Source organism: Cyanobacterium sp. (genome assembly GCF_054166785.1).
On record NZ_JBSZCP010000059.1, the window covers coordinates 16,544 to 33,341 of the forward strand.

Annotated in this window: 10 protein-coding genes and 1 pseudogene; 6 read left to right on the top strand and 5 right to left on the bottom strand. The window is 39.7% G+C overall.

All coding sequences use genetic code 11. The features are described from left to right. Positions 1-13: 13 nt before the first annotated feature. Positions 14-4,573: pseudogene (locus tag ACXITR_RS12120) on the bottom strand (choice-of-anchor I family protein); the annotation flags it as partial. Positions 4,574-4,841: 268 nt separating this feature from the next. Between ACXITR_RS12120 and hisG the strand changes: the two are divergent. The 3 genes from hisG (at position 4,842) to ACXITR_RS12135 (ending at position 7,623) form a co-directional block, all read left to right on the top strand. Continuing rightward, complete coding sequence (hisG, locus tag ACXITR_RS12125) at positions 4,842-5,495, top strand: ATP phosphoribosyltransferase (RefSeq protein WP_457997478.1); 654 nt, start codon at positions 4,842-4,844, stop codon at positions 5,493-5,495. A 162-nt stretch (positions 5,496-5,657) separates the two neighbouring features. Continuing rightward, on the top strand, positions 5,658-7,241 hold the full coding sequence (locus tag ACXITR_RS12130; RefSeq protein WP_457997479.1) for a glycoside hydrolase family 3 protein: 1,584 nt from the start codon (positions 5,658-5,660) through the stop codon (positions 7,239-7,241). A gap of 148 nt (positions 7,242-7,389) precedes the next feature. Then, positions 7,390-7,623, top strand: coding sequence for a DUF4327 family protein (locus ACXITR_RS12135; RefSeq protein ID WP_457997480.1), 234 nt, complete (start codon positions 7,390-7,392; stop codon positions 7,621-7,623). Positions 7,624-7,771: 148 nt separating this feature from the next. Here the strand turns inward: ACXITR_RS12135 and ACXITR_RS12140 are convergent, their stop codons facing one another. Continuing rightward, positions 7,772-8,638, bottom strand: coding sequence for a carbonic anhydrase (locus tag ACXITR_RS12140; protein ID WP_457997481.1), 867 nt, complete (start codon positions 8,636-8,638; stop codon positions 7,772-7,774). 312 nt (positions 8,639-8,950) lie between these two features. Then, a complete protein-coding gene (locus ACXITR_RS12145; protein WP_457997482.1) occupies positions 8,951-9,367 on the bottom strand; it encodes a hypothetical protein in 417 nt (138 codons plus the stop codon). Between the two features lie 200 nt (positions 9,368-9,567). Between ACXITR_RS12145 and ACXITR_RS12150 the strand changes: the two genes are divergently transcribed. Next, complete coding sequence (locus ACXITR_RS12150) at positions 9,568-10,206, top strand: ester cyclase (protein WP_457997483.1); 639 nt, start codon at positions 9,568-9,570, stop codon at positions 10,204-10,206. Positions 10,207-10,359: 153 nt separating this feature from the next. On the opposite strand, the gene ACXITR_RS12155 is transcribed toward ACXITR_RS12150, so the two are convergent. Together ACXITR_RS12155 and ACXITR_RS12160 are read right to left on the bottom strand one after the other, a co-directional pair. After that, positions 10,360-12,366 carry an NAD(P)H-quinone oxidoreductase subunit 5 gene (locus tag ACXITR_RS12155; protein ID WP_457997484.1) on the bottom strand — a complete coding sequence of 669 codons (2,007 nt, stop codon included), beginning with the start codon at positions 12,364-12,366 and terminating at the stop codon, positions 10,360-10,362. A 74-nt stretch (positions 12,367-12,440) separates the two neighbouring features. Beyond that, positions 12,441-13,154 carry an ABC transporter ATP-binding protein gene (locus ACXITR_RS12160; RefSeq protein ID WP_457997485.1) on the bottom strand — a complete coding sequence of 238 codons (714 nt, stop codon included), beginning with the start codon at positions 13,152-13,154 and terminating at the stop codon, positions 12,441-12,443. A gap of 93 nt (positions 13,155-13,247) precedes the next feature. Here ACXITR_RS12160 and ACXITR_RS12165 point away from each other — a divergent pair, with 93 nt between their 5' ends. Next, entirely contained in the window at positions 13,248-14,186 is a 939-nt protein-coding gene (locus tag ACXITR_RS12165; RefSeq protein WP_457997566.1) for a Sll0314/Alr1548 family TPR repeat-containing protein, read from the top strand. Positions 14,187-14,504: 318 nt separating this feature from the next. Then, a complete protein-coding gene (gene ppk1 / locus ACXITR_RS12170; protein ID WP_457997486.1) occupies positions 14,505-16,661 on the top strand; it encodes a polyphosphate kinase 1 in 2,157 nt (718 codons plus the stop codon). Positions 16,662-16,798: the final 137 nt, after the last annotated feature.

Below are 16,798 nucleotides of genomic sequence, written 5' to 3' on the forward strand. Positions count from 1 at the left end.
GATTGAGTATTGATTAAGCTGCTACAGCAGAAACAGCAGTAAATCTGACTACCGCATCATTAAAGTCAAAATCACTAACCCCTAAATTGCCAGGTAAATCTTCAAACCCAAAGACATTATTACCTAAGTTACGAACATGGGCCGAATTATCAGGGTTGGCACCAAGGAAACTAAAGTAAGCCACAGCATGACTATCAAAGTTTTCGATAGTTGCACCAACATTATCAGGATTAACTCCGAGGAAAGCATCAAAGGCATCTTGAACATTTCCACCGTTAGGAATTAGATTACCACCATTGGCAATAATGAAAGGTGCATAAATTTTTCCACCTTCTAACAAAACATCACCGAAATCATTGGCTGTTGTATTTTTAGTAGGATCTCCGTTTGCCCCTAGTTCAATATTAAAGTTATTAACAGCTCCAGAAATTGCAGTAAACGCATAACCTTGATCTCCGGGGTTTAATAAATCTGTGGTAGAGCCATTATTATTTAGATCGAAAATGTCAACTACTGCCCCACTGAAATTTTGTACTTGATACAAACCAATAATGTTATGGAAAGCTGCATCCGTGAGATTTAAAGTATCATCATCGAGACGAACGGCCACATCTTCAGGGTTTTGGGATAAATCAAGAAGAATACCCGTAACACTGGTGACATCCTCTACGATGAAGGGAGGAGTGGGTACAGGTTGAATTAGCGAATCTTCACGGAAAGTTAAGTTTTGGATGCGAGTATCTCCAGCCACAGGAGTATCAGCAAAATCAAACGGTGTTTCACGGAAATTGTCAAATAGAAATTCTGCTAAAGCATCTTGCTCACTACCATCAGGGGCAAAGGTTGCATTACCAGTGCGAGAAGAATCATCTCCCACTAAATCTACTCGATCAGTTTGAGGGATAGGAAAACCATCACCACCATTAGCAAGGAAATCTAATGTCACCATACGGAAGCTACGAGTTGCATTCCCTTGTAGTTCGCCATTTTGTACTATTACATCAAGAATTCCGCCATTTTGATCATTAATAACGAGGGATTGAATGCGATTGCCTGGTGCTTGTTCTATGTCAAAGCTAAAACTCATACCTCCTACTTGAGGAAAACGACCGGGGGTATTACTACCAGTGCTTTCTTCTAGGGCGTGTTCTAAAATATCTAATAATTCTTGAGCGGTGACAGTTACTAAACTTAAACCGTTATTGAAACTCAAAGCATTTATAATATCGTTTTCAGAGATACCGCCTTGGGGCTTAACTTCGTTTCCATCACCATCGAAAACTGCTTCGGTGGGTAAAAATTGAATTTCTCCAACACTACCTGTAGGTACAATTTCACGACCAATACTATTACGAATACCACCACCATTTTTAATGGAAATAATAACATTAGGATCAAATTGTTGAGCATACAGAAGATTAGCATCAGCAGTTAAGTTACCTAAGTTAGTTTCTTCAGTACGAACACTATTGCGATCGCCATTTAGGAAAACATTACTAATACCGAAAATATTACTTTCTCGACCAACTACCACATCTCGAAGTTGATTAACAATATTCTGGATTTCAGGATTAATTAAATCTTCTGCATTTAAATCTGCAACTCCTTGAGCATCCGTGGCAAAAGCACCGCTAATGTTAGGGTCATAACTTTCAGGAATGATAATACCATTCTCATCAAAATCCACCACCAAACGACCAACATATTTGTAGTTTCCGTCAGTATTAACGATCACCACGGGATTTCCGTCCGCATCAGTGGTAAAAATGGGATATTCTCCCTGTACAGAATCCCCCGCACGGGGACGGTCGTTTTCATCAAAAAGACGGGTATTCGAGCCACCAGCCACAATAATATCAACGTGTCTTAACCGAGTTGCCAACTCTCGTTCGATGGAAAGTTGTTGCATATGAGACAACAAAATAACTTTATTTAAACCGGGATTGGCTTCGATAAGGGCATCCACATCGGCTTGAATCTCGGCGGCCAGAGCATCTAATTGTTCAGGGGTTGGTACACCATCAAAAGGAGTTGGTAAAACAGTAACATCTCCAGGACTAGAAATAGTCACGTTAGTATTACGAATCGTGGGAGTTGTCGCACCTACAACCCCAACCTGTTCGCCATTTACATCAAAAACTACACTGGCAGCAATGCTATTAGGTAAAGGGGCTTGACCATTGGGTACAACTAAATCAGCCAAATTAGCATCCGTACTAAAATCAAGGTTAGAACTGAGGTAAGGGAAATTTGTACCAGAGAAAGTTTCATCCCCAAGAATCAAATCTCTGACTAAAGCTGTACCGAGGTCAAATTCATGGTTTCCAAAGGCGATCGCCTGTATTCCTAACTCATTTTGAATTAAAATATCCCCCCGTCCTGCACCACCAAAAGCCTGTTGAGAAGCACCAAAGAATAGACCAGGGATATAGGCATCACCGGAAGAAAGAGTTAAAGTATTAGCAAAACCAAGAATACCATCATTATCAAGATCTTGATTACGAAGAGCATTTAACACTGCTGAAAATCGAGGAATATCTTCAAAAGCAGCAGTACCAGCCTCCTGATCCGCAACGTGGAACAATTGAAGGGTAAAAGGTTCTGGGGTAGGTAGTTCCACCTCAAATACCGTTGTCGTTCCACTTACTTCATTAGCTACCACTAACAAAGGTTTCCCATTGGGGCTATCTTCTGCACTGATAAAAATTAAACCTTCTGCACCCAAATCTCCCACTTCAGGATTAGTAGAGCCGTCAGGTAGTTGAGTCTCTACGCTAAAGTCTCGATTATTGATATATTGAATAAATTGAGGAGCATTAGGGTTACTGATGTTGTAAACCATTACCCCACCAATTCTTTCTAAACCGATGAAGGCATAGGGAACTCCGTTAATTTCACCGATGGCAATACCTTCTGGTTCAGGTCCTTTATTATCAGAACGGGTATCAAAGCTATCATTACTGGTATGGTTTGCATTAAAGGCTTTAAAAGGCAAAATACCACTTTCTATTTGCTCGGCGATAATTTGCTCGAATTGATCTCCAGAATCAAAAATTAAATTAATATCTTGATCATAAATAGAAAAAGATCGACTTCCGTAAGCATAAATTTCACTGTAAGCGATTTCTCCCATGAGTTGACCACGAATTTCTCCCCCTGCATTGCGTTCAGTATGGATGTTGAAATAGAAAGGTGCGTCTTCTCCTTGGAGAGTTTTGGGGATGGTATTTTCTTGCCAAATACTGGTGATAATAGCGGTACCATCATCAGAAATGACAATCTCGGTATCTGGATCCTCAAAAATATCCCATACTACTCCACCATTAGTACCTCTGATTCCTTCATGAATATGAATTAAGGTTACATCATCCCCAGTATCCTCTGTGAGAGGAGCAAAACCAAATAAAGGACCAAAATCGAGCCCTCCAACCGTTAATCTAATGTTTAAAAAGCTGTCGTCATCAACCCACAAAAGAGCTTCTCCTTCTGCATCGGTGGTCACAGGATCAACCTCTTGCTCACCATTTAATTCAGACACAAAAATAGCTCTATCACTTATCCCAAGGGTATTGGTAACAGTTAAACGTCCTAGTTGATCATTTCTTTGTAACTCAGCCGCATTGGGGAAAACCACAGGATCGAGTAATAAACTATTTACCCTTACTTCTTCACTAAAGCCACGATAATCTCTGGCATCTCCTTCATTGGCAGTGACAATAAAAGTTTGCCCATTAACTTCATAGGAGGTAATAGTATCAGGTTGAGGAATACCAAATACTGGCCAGTTGGCAATGTTAATCACACCATCCCTATCACTGGCATCTATGCCATTACCCGGTAAATTATGGTCTCTGAATCCCAAAGGTCTGATGTCAGTAATGATTCCTTTTTCAATGTCAAGAATGGCGATCGCATTGTTTTCCTGTAAAGAGACATAGGCCGTTTTAGAATCGCTACTGACGGTAATCCATTCTGGCTCTAAGTCTTGGGATACCGATGCCCCCGGACCAAAAATTCTCACTCCAGATGCTCTTAATTCCTCGATGCGATCGTCAAAAGCATTAAAATTAACCTGAGTAACGGTAGCATTAGCAATACCATTAGTAACATCAATAATAGTTACAGAACCTTCTGGATCTATGGTGTAGTCTTCATTTGGTTCGCCCTCATTAGAAACCAAAATTTTATTGCCATCAGGGGTAAAAGTAATGGCATCGGGTAATGCCCCAGCGGGTAAAATTCTTTCAGGTTCTATGAAAGAGCTAAAATCACCATCAGAGCTAAACAAAATTACACTACCCGGATCAGTTTTAATATTAGCTTCAACAGCCACAGCAACGATACCATTTTTCACTGTCACACTGTTAACAATACCGCCGACATTCTCCCCTACAATTTCTCCAATTTTTATTGGGCTTGTGGGATCACTCATATCTAGCACATCAACAGAAGCTGACTGAGCATTAACCACGAATAATCTTTGGGTTATGGGATCATAAGCAGGAATTTCTGCCGCACTCTGTTGAAAAATACCTGTGCGATAAGTGCCAATGAGATTCAGATTGATAGTCATTATACTCTATGTATTAATTGTAGTCTTGAAATAACGGCCAAGTATTACTTACACCGCCTAACAGAGTACCTTTATTGGTTTAAAGACTAATTAACCTTAGAGTAAGAAATGGTTAAGATCAAAACTATTAACCGTTGAATTAAGAGGATTTTGCTTGTTTTGTTCACGTTCACTTTATATCTTCATCCTTTTATCTCCCCAATTAACCATTGTGCGATGACAGATTTTAGTTAATAATTGGTTGAGTCACCATTGCAAAAGTAAATCCATGTTAACGATCGCACTTCCTAAAGGGGCATTATTAAAAGATAGTATCGAATTATGCAAAAAAGCAGGACTAGATTTTAGTTTGTTTCTATCCTCTAGTAACCGTCAACTACAAATAGAAGATCCCACTGGGGTAGCCAAAGCGTTGTTAGTCAGAGCGCAAGATGTACCCGTTTATGTGGAATATGGTCAAGCCCACCTCGGTATTGCAGGTTATGATGTCCTGAAGGAAAAAAAAGCTAACATTGCCCATTTAGCTGACTTAGGATTTGGCTATTGTCGGATGTCGGTGGCAGTACCCAAAGATAGCCCCTATCGTAAATCTGTTGATTTACCTGCCCATGGTATCGTCGCTTCAAAATTTGTTAACTGTGCCAAGGAACATTTTAGAGCTTTAGATTTACCTGTGGAAATTGTACCCCTTTATGGTTCGGTAGAATTGGGTCCCATCACTGGAATGTCTGAAGCCATTGTTGATTTAGTTTCTACGGGTAAAACCTTACGGGAAAATGGATTGATAGAAATCGATGTCCTTTTTGAAAGTAGTGCTTACTTGGTGGCGAATCCCCTTCTTTACCGTCTCAACCGTGACAATATTGCTGAGTTTGTTCAACAAATGACGGAAAGCAATAAACAATTGACAATTAATAGTTGATAATTGAGAATTAAATTTCATTTACCCTAACCCCAACCCAGAAGGCGAGGGGAGACTTCCCATGGTACAGATTTGTCCGAAATTAATATAAGAATATTATCACTATTCCCTATTCCTCGCCGACCCTAGAAATTATCTCCAAAATCAGCAACGCTAATTTTAATGAAAAATTTATCCCTCCAAGAAAAAATAGGACAATTAATAGTCGTGCGCACCACGGGCTATTTATTTGATCATCAAATTCGTTATCCTGCATGGGAAGCCAATAATCAACAATTGCAGACATGGTTATCGGAATATAACATAGGGGGGGTAATTCTTTTAGGGGGTAGTTGTGCCGAAATTGCTGAAAGGACAAAACAGCTAAATCAATGGGCAAAAACTCCGTTATTGATAGCGGCGGATATTGAGGAAGGAGTAGGGCAAAGATTTACGGGGGCTTCTTGGTTTCCTCCTCCCATGGCGTTAGGAGAAATTGCGAAACAGGATTTATGTTTAGCCCAGAAGTATGCAGAAGACATGGGCAAAATTACTGCCCAAGAGGCTTTGAGCATCGGTGTTAATTGGATTTTGGCGCCTGTGGTGGATGTTAATAATAATCCAGATAACCCTGTTATTAATGTTCGGGCTTTTGGCGATAATCCAGAAGTGGTGAGGGAGTTAAGTTCGGCTTTTATTAGGGGTACTCAATGTTATCCTATCCTCAACGGTGCAAAACATTTTCCCGGTCATGGGGATACTTCCATAGATTCCCATTTGGATTTACCTATAATCAATCATTCCTCTGCAAGATTAGAAGAGATAGAGTTAGTACCGTTTCAAGGGGCGATCGCCCTCGGGATTGATGCTATTATGAGCGCACATCTGTTGGTTAGTGCCTATGATAAAGAAAATCCTGCTACCCTTTCCCACACCATTTTGACTCAACAACTAAGGGAAAATATGGGCTTTGATGGTCTCATTGTCACCGATGCCCTCATCATGGGCGGAGTGGCTAAATATGCCCCCCCCGAAAAAATTGCCGTCAAAGCGCTACAGGCAGGGGCAGATATTTTACTCATGCCAGAAAATCCCCTAGTAGCTATTAATTCTATTGTTGAGGCGGTAGAAAAAGGAGAAATAAGCGAAAGTCGTATTGATGAAAGTTTCGCAAGGGTACAAAAAGCCAAAGAAAAATTATTTAATGGTCAAGTTTCACAACCTTCACTGGATGGCATGGGTAGTTTTGCCTCGCAACAGGTAATAAACGAAATTTTAGTCAAAAGTAATCAAATAAACCTGTCAAGAAGCGTTAAACAGGTCAATCAGGGCATAAATATAGTAGTAGTGGATGACCTTTTAAATTGTGATTTTCTGGATCGACAAACTCCCGCCATCTCCATCCCCGCAACCTTCGGTTATCAAGCCCAAGTATTTGATCAACGTAACCTCTATATGTGGGAAAATCAACCAATTACTGAGCCTTTTATTCTCCAAGTCTTCATCAGAGGTAATCCTTTTCGTGGAAGTGCTGGACTAAGTGCGATCGCCCTTAAAACCTACACAAAATTATTACAAAACCCTCATCTACAGGGATTAATGATTTATGGAAGCCCCTATATGATGGATTGGTTTAAAAATCAAATTCCCACAGACTTACCATGGGGTTTCTCCTATGGACAAATGGCGATCGCCCAAAAGAGCCTTTGTAAACAAATATTTCAAATATCAACAAACCCTGACATCATCAAAGGAAATTTTTTGTAACATAAATGACAAAAACCTATACATATATAGAGATCCATAGAGAATCTTAAAAAAGTGTAATAAATTATACAGAAGACCTTTATTTATGATTTTCATGAGTTACACTATAGTGGAAGATAGATAAACTCAATCAACGAGGAAAAAGCAGATGAAAACCCTAGAAAAAACTGCAACCAGATATTCCATCGATATGATCCAAGACGAAGTAAGACAATTGGTAGAAAAAGGCACCGTAAGTCGCCATCAACCTATTTATGTTCTTTGTCAGTACATTCCTGCCAGAGAGTGGGTGTGTGTGGAATGTGAACTCGAAAAATGCGACTATTTATTAAGAGATCAAATTGGTGACTTAATCTCTTCCGAACAGTGGGAAAATGACTAGAGTAAATTAGATTGATTTTAAAAAACTTTAAACTTACCCATTTATAACCCATTTAACAACTCCTCGATCTGAAAGTGTAAGCATTCTTAAGTTAGATAACCCTCTAAAGAAAGACTTAACTATTTCATCCTTTTCATTGACAAAGACTCTAATAAGAACCCTTATAGATACGTTCAGCTTGTTCAGCAGAAAGACGATTAGAGCGAGGATGGTTATCTCCAAAGGCAGGACTAGAGACTTTATTTGTCTCCTGTAACTTTTCCCCTATCTCCGAGGAGTTGAGATTATTTTGGTTGGTACGGGCATCATTAATAGTTTTATTAACTGGACTAGCAGGTACTGTACGATAGTAGTTTGTTGGTTTCAAGTCATAGATAAACTCAGGGGGAGCATTCCTAGTCTCTAAATCTACAAAATCGTGACTTACTGGATCGTAAGCTAGCACATCCCCTGATTCAATGTTATATACCCAAGCATGGAGAGCCAATTTTCCTTGATATAGTTTACTTCTAATAACGGGGTAAGTGGCAAGATTTTCGAGTTGAGTAAGGACATTTTCGGCGATCGCAATGGGTAAAACTTCTTCATCGGAAAGGTGTCCATAATTATCCTTAAGAAGGCGACGGGTAGCTTCCGCCTGTTTCAACCAATCATAAACAAGGGGCATTTGTTCTTCTAACTTAGACATTTTAAATAAACCCTTCATCGCCCCACAATGGGAATGTCCGCAAACAATAATATGTTCAATGCCAAGGGCCGTAATGGCATACTCAATGGAAGCCCCTTCACCTCCATTAGTAGCTCCATAGGGGGGTACAATATTACCAGCATTACGAATCACAAATAAATCACCCACATTGGCTTGAGTGATAAGATTAGGGTCAATGCGAGAATCAGAACAAGTAATAAAGAGAATACGGGGATGTTGCCCTTGGGAAAGTTTTTCAAATAATTCTTTGTGGCTTTCAAAATAACCAGCATGAAAGCGATGTAATCCTTCTATTAGCTTTTTCATGATTTCTCTTTAACTATGCTCTCGTGTCTTTATGTCTAGTTCTCACGACCGAGTCTGATTATACCTTACCAAGGTTCTTTGAACAATTTACTTCTCCTTGAGGGAGTCATCAACATTACTTATCAATCCGATTTATAAACCGTGCTTTTATTTATTGCTTATGGGCAATGGGCCTAAGCCCACTATTCACTCTACTTGTTTACTCTCTTGAACCTCCCCGACCTAAAAGGACAGGGTTTCAAACCCAGTTTTTTGATAACTACAATCACATACTAACCTAAATTAATATATTTCATGTGGTAAAAAGATAGTTCACACATAAAATTTGTAAGTAATATTGCCTTCATCATTAACTGAAAAGTCAGCATTTAATTCTCGAGCTTTACTATCTAAATATTCTTGAGCATTTGCTAAGGGTAATTTACTTTCTAGTGCAAATTTCAAAGCTGTTATTTCTCCATTATTGCTTGCTAATAGTTCTAAAAATATTTGTTCTTTATTAGTTTGCTTTTGGTTAGTATTATTTTTCTGACTAGACTTTAAATCAAATATCAAATAAGTAGCGATACCTGTGGGGGGTAAACCAAAAAGAAATAATGCTGCGATCGCACCGTCTCTGTCTTCTTTGGTGGCGGTAGTATCAAACAGCGAAAAGATCATTAATAGGCTTAGGGGTACGCCAAGAATGAGAAAAAAGCCAATTAGAAATTTTTTAATTGCATTCATCATAAACACCTTTTTAGCATTATTATAAAAATTTAATAAAGGTAAAACACTTTATCAACCCTTACACTTAATTAAACTTAAAAATAGTAAATAAACCATTACTTGTTTCCCATTACCTGCTCTAAGATATTACACTTTACTTTGATAAAATTATTTTTTTTTGTTAATATAGCTCAGAAAACATATAAATAGAGTTTGATTATATGAGCAGTAATTCATCTACTCCCCTTTGGATTCAGGATAGAGAGGCGGTATTGGAGCAAGATAAGGATACTCAGTGGCGAGACGGTAAGCCCGATTACTCTGAAACGAATAAATATCAAATGAAAGAACGTATTACCAATCATGCTGAAGGTTCTTTAAATGCGATCGCCCATAACCTAGTTAAAACCTTTGAAATGGAGGCTACCCATAAGGTTAACCCTTCTCAATGGATGTCTGTGGTAAAAGATAAATTTACCATGTCCACCAATGGAGGAAAAGAATATACAGCCGAGGATATTATCGAAGAAGGCACTTATAATTTATTCCTGAAAGATAGTGAACATTATCAATCCTCCAAAGAAGATTTTGACTCATCCTATCAACTATTTCATAATGCTTTTCCAGAGGGATTTCACTGGGAATTATTAGAAGTTGTTGCCCCCCCTCCTAATGTAGTTTTTAAATGGAGACATTGGGGTAATTTTAAGGGTAATTATAAAGACTTTTCCCCCACGGGTAAAATGATCGAAATTATTGGTTTAAGTGTTGCTACTTTAGATGAGAATCTAAAAATTGAAAAAGTAGAGCATTACTTTGATACGGGGGAATTTTTGCAAGCCCTTACTAGCCACCAATAATCCTAGCTCAAAAAACATAAATAATAACCAGTTAACTTTGTAATTGCTTCTCTAGTTACTGATAGTCAACTTTACCAACTTGACAAAATTTATTTCTCAAAAAAAGGTGCAACCATGTTGCACCCAAATAACCAATTGAAGTTTAAAGAATATTTAACGGATAACACTAAAAGCAATAACAAAACCCAATACCGCACCAAAAACGATCAAAGCGTAAAATTGCGCCCGCCCATTTTCTAGGTATTTTAAGCCCTCGCCCGTAACAATGGTGAATAAACCCGTTAAGTTAACAGCACCATCTACAACTTTGTAGTCAACTTCCATGATGCCCCTAGCGATACGACGACATCCTTTCACAAAGACACTGTCATAAATTTCGTCAAAATACCATTTGTTAAGGGAGAATTGATATAAAGTAGGGATTTTAGAGGCGATCGCACTGGGGTCAATTTTCTTGGTACGATACATCAAAGAAGCCACAGTAATACCAATTAAAGCAATACCCACAGAATTACCCGCCATCACCAAAAATTCAGTCAAATCAAAATGGTGAGCAACTTCCGTGACAACCTCATTGGGAGACGCAATAAATTCCTCAAAACGATTATTCCAAGGCATTCCCAAAAGACCAACAAAAATAGAAGGAATCGCCAACATCATCAAAGGAAAAGTCATGGTTAAAGGAGACTCATGGGGTTTCTCGCCGTGATGTCCTTCATCACTAGGAATAATATTCGCCGCCGCTAACAACTCTTCTTGAATTTTATGATCCTTCCCTCTAAAGTCTCCCTCAAAGGTCATGAAATACATTCGGAACATATAAAAAGCAGTCAAACCAGCCGTCAACCAACCGATTAACCACAAAGCAGGATTCGCCTCAAAAGCTAAACCTAAAATTTCATCCTTCGACCAAAATCCAGCAAAAGGAGGAATACCACAAATCGCCAAAGTACCGATCAAAAAACAACTGGAGGTAATGGGCATATATTTGCGTAAATTACCCATCAAACGCATATCCTGTGCCAACACAGGCTCATGCCCTACCACTTCCTCCATACCATGGATTACCGAACCAGAACAGAGGAACAACATAGCTTTAAAATAAGCGTGGGTCATCAGGTGGAATAAACCAGCACTATAAGCACCGATACCCATAGCCATTACCATATATCCTAACTGGGAAATGGTGGAATATGCCAAACCCTTTTTAATGTCATTTTGAGTCAAAGCAATGGTTGCACCCAAGAGGGCAGTAAAACAACCCACCCAAGAAACTAAATCCATAGCCACAGGAATAGGCTCAAACACAGGATACATTCTAGCGATCAAAAATACCCCAGCGGCGACCATGGTAGCAGCGTGAATAAGAGCAGAGATGGGGGTAGGACCTTCCATCGCATCAGGGAGCCATACATGGAGCGGGAACTGGGCTGATTTTGCCACAGGACCTAAAAAGACCAAAACTGCGAGGAGTGCCGCTAACCAACCAGCTACCTGTCCAGAGAGGACTAATTCATGGAGCCTAGTACCCATTTCCCCAAAGTCGAAACTACCCGTAGCCCAATATAAACCGAGCATTCCGAGTAATAAGCCAAAATCCCCCACACGGTTGGTTACAAAAGCCTTTTGACAAGCATCGGCGGCCGCTTTGCGATCGTACCAAAAGCCGATAAGTAGGTAAGAACACATCCCCACCAATTCCCAAAAGATATATACTTGCACAAGGTTGGGGCTAACTACTAAACCCAACATCGAAGCACTAAAAATGCTGAGGTAGGCATAAAAACGTACATAACCTTCATCATGCGCCATATAGCCATCGGTGTAAATCATCACCAATAGTGCCACGGTGGTAACGATGACAAGCATTAGTGAACTAAGGTGATCAATGGTATAACCCATACTCAGAGAAAAGTCTCCTGCAGAAGCCCACTCAATCATTTTAGTATAAGGCTCTGCCCCTTGCCACTGACTCCAAAATAAAGCCACGGAAAGGGCTAAACACGCCCCTAGGGTGGAAATAATGAAAATGGAGTTAACTTGTCTTAATTTATTGGTAGCTTGGTTAAAAGAGATCAAACCAATACCCACTACCATTGCGGAGATGAGGGGTAAGGTTGGCACTAGCCAAGCGTATTCATATAATTTTAAACTGTCCATGCAGATTATTTATTCTATTTATCCATAACGCTATCATTGTGACATATCATTACTGTCAATGATCAATTAAGATTTTATTTCCCCTTTGACGATGGCTCAATTTTTTCCATGCAATTATCCATTACTAACTGTAATCTTGGCTTGACCTTAAATTCTGTGGGAGCGACGGATTCCATCTTTCCTGCCTCAATGCGCCAACAATAGTCGGCAATGGAGATTAAATCACTGGCATCATGGGTAACTATCAATAATGTCCAATGTTGTTTTAATTTTGCTAAAAGGTTAACCAGTTGATCTCGCATTAACCAATCTAATCCTGCGGTGGGTTCATCCAATAATAAAATATTTGGTTGTCGTATCAGTTGCACGGCAAGGGATAAACGCCTTTGTTGTCCACCACTGAGGACATGGGGGGAAGTCTCATAACTCAGATGTCCTAGTCCTACTTCTGTGAGGGCTTCTTTTACTTTGATGGCACTTAATTCGGGGTGTCCTAATCGTAGCTCTTCTAATACATTGGAGCCACAAAAATGTCTTTCGGGAAATTGAAATACGAGTCCGCTTAGTTGTTGGAGTTCGACGGAGGTGATTTCTTCTTCTTCCCAGAAAATTTTTCCGCTAGTGTTTTGTGCTAGTCCTGCCAAAATTTCGAGGAGGGTTGTTTTGCCTGAGCCACTTTTACCAACGATTAATCCTAGTTTTTGGGGTTCTAGGTTAAGGCTAATATTTTCTATAATGGGAGTAGGAGTAGCGGCGGGGTGATAACCAACGTTTTTTAAGGAAAGCATAGTTTAGGCTACAATCGTAAGCATTGTTTACCTTTTATGATAGTTGCTAAAGGTATTGTTAACATTTTTCCTTCAAGAGGCAGTAATTTGATCATGCAAAATAAGAAGTTTTTTTCTCTTTTTCGAGTTCGTCGTCAGGGGGCTTTTATTTTTTCAACCATTGCCCTTTCGATGTTGTCTTGGGGATTTTCTATGGGGGCTAGTTTGGCAGCAGATCCTTTTAGAACTAATAATCCCCGTGATATTGGAGATAAAACTGAGCAGGCCTTTCGAGCTCTTTTTGAGGAGGGAAATTATCCTCGAGCCAGAAGGTTGTTGGATGAGGCGAAACAGTCGGAGGCTAATGATCCTTTAGTTCCTGCTTTACGGGCTTCTTTGGCTTATACGGAGGAGGATTGGAATGGAATGAAAACCTATGCCGATGAGACTGTACGGGTGGCAAGGGCGATCGCCCTTCAAGATCCTTTGCGCAGTAATCTTTATTTAGCGGTGGGTAATTTTTTACAGGGTGCTTACCGATTCCAAACCAGCGGGCCCATGGCAGCCATTGGTCAACTACAATCGGTTTTTCGCTACTTTGAACAGGCGGAAAGAATTGATCGTAATGATCCTGAGTTGAGTTTAATTAAGGGTTATTTTAATTTGATTTTGGCGGTTAATCTTCCTTTTTCTAGCCCTAATCAAGCCATTAGTCAATTACAGCAGTTTGCTAGTCCCCAATATTTGGTACATCGGGGCATTGCGATCGCCTATAGGGATTTAAAGGATTTTGATCAAGCCCTTACTTTCGCTAATAAAGCCGTGGCAAGTACCCCCAACAACCCTGAAATCCATTACCTCCGTGGTCAGATACTACGGGAAAAGGGGATGCGGGATAATAATGTGGAAGCACTCGAAGAAGCTCTCAAGAGTTTTGATATTGCCATCGCCAAGATTGACCAAACCCCCGTCAGCGCTACCCAAGAACCCCTAAGGCGCGATCGCACTAGCACCATCGAAGCCCTCGCTAGATTTCGAGGATTTACTGAATAATTCATGGGTGGTGTGACAGTTGAGGAAGTGTCACAGGGGAAAGATCTATTGTTTCCAAATATATTTTAATTATAGATAAGTGAGGAGTTAAATATGAAGAACCTTCGGAGTCGAAACATGGAAAGACGCCCGGGGGTTTTTCTTTTGACATTTTTTTTTAAGTTCAACCCTAAACACGCAACAATTTTATTAATTACCTCTCCCTTAATCAGATCATAACCTGAAGAATTATTGATCAAGATATGATGAGTAGATACTATAACAAACTATAGACAAAGTTACTACGCCCGTAACCTATAAAAATATATAGAAACTACTATGACAGAAACCATGAGAGAAGCAAAAATCGATCTTAGAGATAGTAAATACTACTTTAATCGAGAACTAAGTTGGCTAGAATTTAACCGCCGAGTACTACATGAAGCCCTAGACGAAAGAACATTATTACTAGAAAGATTAAAATTCACCGCTATTTTTAGTTCCAACTTAGATGAATTTTTCATGGTTAGGGTTGCCGCTATCAAACGACAAATCGAAGCAGAAGTAACCAAAAAAACCTTTGATGGTTCAACCCCCATACAACAAATGGAGAATATCCAAAAATATTTACGTCCTGTGGTGCAACAACACGTTGAAAACTTTGAATACAATTTAAAAAAAGAATTAGTCCATCATGGCATCCATTTAGTAAACTTTGTCGATTTAAATCAAGAACAAAGAAAATATCTACACGACTACTACGAAAGTAACATTTTTCCAGTCCTTACGCCCCTTGCCGTGGATCCTAGTCACCCCTTTCCCCACATCTCTAACCTGAGTTTAAATTTAGCCGTCCTAGTAAAAAACCCAGACACAGGAGCAGAATTATTTGCTAGGGTCAAAGTGCCTAAATCCCTGCCCCGTTTTGTAGCCTTTCCCGAACATCTTAGGCAAGTAGGGGGCGAAAATTATGATAATTTACTTTGGGTAGGAGTACCCCTAGAACAAGTCATTGCCCATAATTTAGAGTCTCTTTTCCCCGGAATGGACGTGCAGGAATGCCACAATTTCCGTCTTACCCGTGATGCTGATTTGGGAGTCCAGGAAGATGAGGCGGACGATTTACTATTGGCGATTCAACAGGAATTGAGAAAAAGAAGATTTGCTGGTTCTCCCGTAAGATTGGAAGTCCATGCCTCCATGCCCAGTAATATCAAAAAAATGCTTATGCAAGGGTTAAATTTACAGCCCATGGATGTTTATGAAATAGAAGGCTTATTGGGTTTAGGTGATTTATTTGCCCTCACAGGCTTTCCCCTACCTGAATTAAAGGATAATCCTTGGAGTGCCGTTGTTCCCCCACCTTTTGATCATTTCCAAGAGTTACTTTTAGAGCAGGATGATGGAGATGATCACATCAGCCCCGAATTTTTTGCCATGATTCGTAAATCTGATTTGATGGTACATCACCCCTATCATTCTTTTTCGGCGACCGTGCAAGAGTTTATCACCCAGTCTGCCCATGATCCAGATGTAATGGCAATTAAGATGACTCTTTATCGTACTTCGGGGGATTCTCCCATCATTAAAGCACTCATTGAGGCGGCGGAAAATGGTAAGCAAGTGGTGGCTTTGGTGGAATTAAAAGCTCGTTTTGATGAGGAAAATAATATCCTGTGGGCAAGGAAGTTAGAAAAGGCTGGAGTCCATGTAGTTTATGGTTTGGTGGGCTTAAAAACTCATACAAAAGTTGTTCTGGTAGTGCGCAAGGATGAGGATAAGATTCGCCGCTATGTTCACATTGGCACGGGAAATTATAACCCTAAAACCGCAAAACTTTATACTGATATTGGTTTGTTTAGTTGTCGGGAAGATTTGGGGGCAGATTTGACCGATTTATTTAATTATTTGACGGGTTATTCTAAACAAAAGGCTTTTCGTAAGTTGTTGGTTGCCCCTGTTACTATGCGCGATCGCATGATTGCCATGATCGAAAGGGAAGCAGAACATTGCCGTAATGGTGGCACGGGTAGAATCGTAGCTAAAATGAATTCTTTGGTAGATGTACCTGTTATCGAGGCGCTTTATCGTGCCTCCCAGGCAGGGATAAAAATAGACTTAATCCTTCGGGGAATTTGTTGTTTACGCCCGGGAGTTGAAGGGGTGAGCGAAAACATTAAAGTAGTGAGCATTATCGGTAGATTTTTAGAACATTCCCGAATTTTTTATTTTCACAATAATGGTGAGGAAGAAATTTATATTGGTAGTGCCGATTGGATGACCCGAAATTTATCTCGTAGGGTAGAAGCCATCACCCCCGTAGAAGAACCAAAATTAGTGAAGCAACTAGAAGAGTTATTGGGTATTATGCTTTCTGATAATCGGCAATGTTGGGAATTACAACCCGATGGCAGTTATGTTCAACGTCGCCCCAAGGAAGGAGAAATTGAGCATAGCACCCATAATATTTTGATGACCATGGCACAAAATAAATAGACTTTAGGTGTTAGGCATTAGGTGAAAAATTTATAACAAATTATAAATAATTGATTTTAGGAATATTGATTTAATTAGTGAATCAAATTTAATCAACAAAATAACCCAAAAACAAGACCCTAAAGCCTAAAACCTAT

Bases quoted from the DNA above. Each gene is read 5' to 3' on its own strand.
- hisG (WP_457997478.1), top strand. From the start codon at position 4,842: ATGTTAACGATCGCACTTCCTAAAGGGGCATTATTAAAAGATAGTATC.
- ACXITR_RS12130 (WP_457997479.1), top strand. From the start codon at position 5,658: ATGAAAAATTTATCCCTCCAAGAAAAAATAGGACAATTAATAGTCGTG.
- ACXITR_RS12135 (WP_457997480.1), top strand. From the start codon at position 7,390: ATGAAAACCCTAGAAAAAACTGCAACCAGATATTCCATCGATATGATC.
- ACXITR_RS12140 (WP_457997481.1), bottom strand. From the start codon at position 8,638: ATGAAAAAGCTAATAGAAGGATTACATCGCTTTCATGCTGGTTATTTT.
- ACXITR_RS12145 (WP_457997482.1), bottom strand. From the start codon at position 9,367: ATGATGAATGCAATTAAAAAATTTCTAATTGGCTTTTTTCTCATTCTT.
- ACXITR_RS12150 (WP_457997483.1), top strand. From the start codon at position 9,568: ATGAGCAGTAATTCATCTACTCCCCTTTGGATTCAGGATAGAGAGGCG.
- ACXITR_RS12155 (WP_457997484.1), bottom strand. From the start codon at position 12,366: ATGGACAGTTTAAAATTATATGAATACGCTTGGCTAGTGCCAACCTTA.
- ACXITR_RS12160 (WP_457997485.1), bottom strand. From the start codon at position 13,154: ATGCTTTCCTTAAAAAACGTTGGTTATCACCCCGCCGCTACTCCTACT.
- ACXITR_RS12165 (WP_457997566.1), top strand. From the start codon at position 13,248: ATGCAAAATAAGAAGTTTTTTTCTCTTTTTCGAGTTCGTCGTCAGGGG.
- ppk1 (WP_457997486.1), top strand. From the start codon at position 14,505: ATGACAGAAACCATGAGAGAAGCAAAAATCGATCTTAGAGATAGTAAA.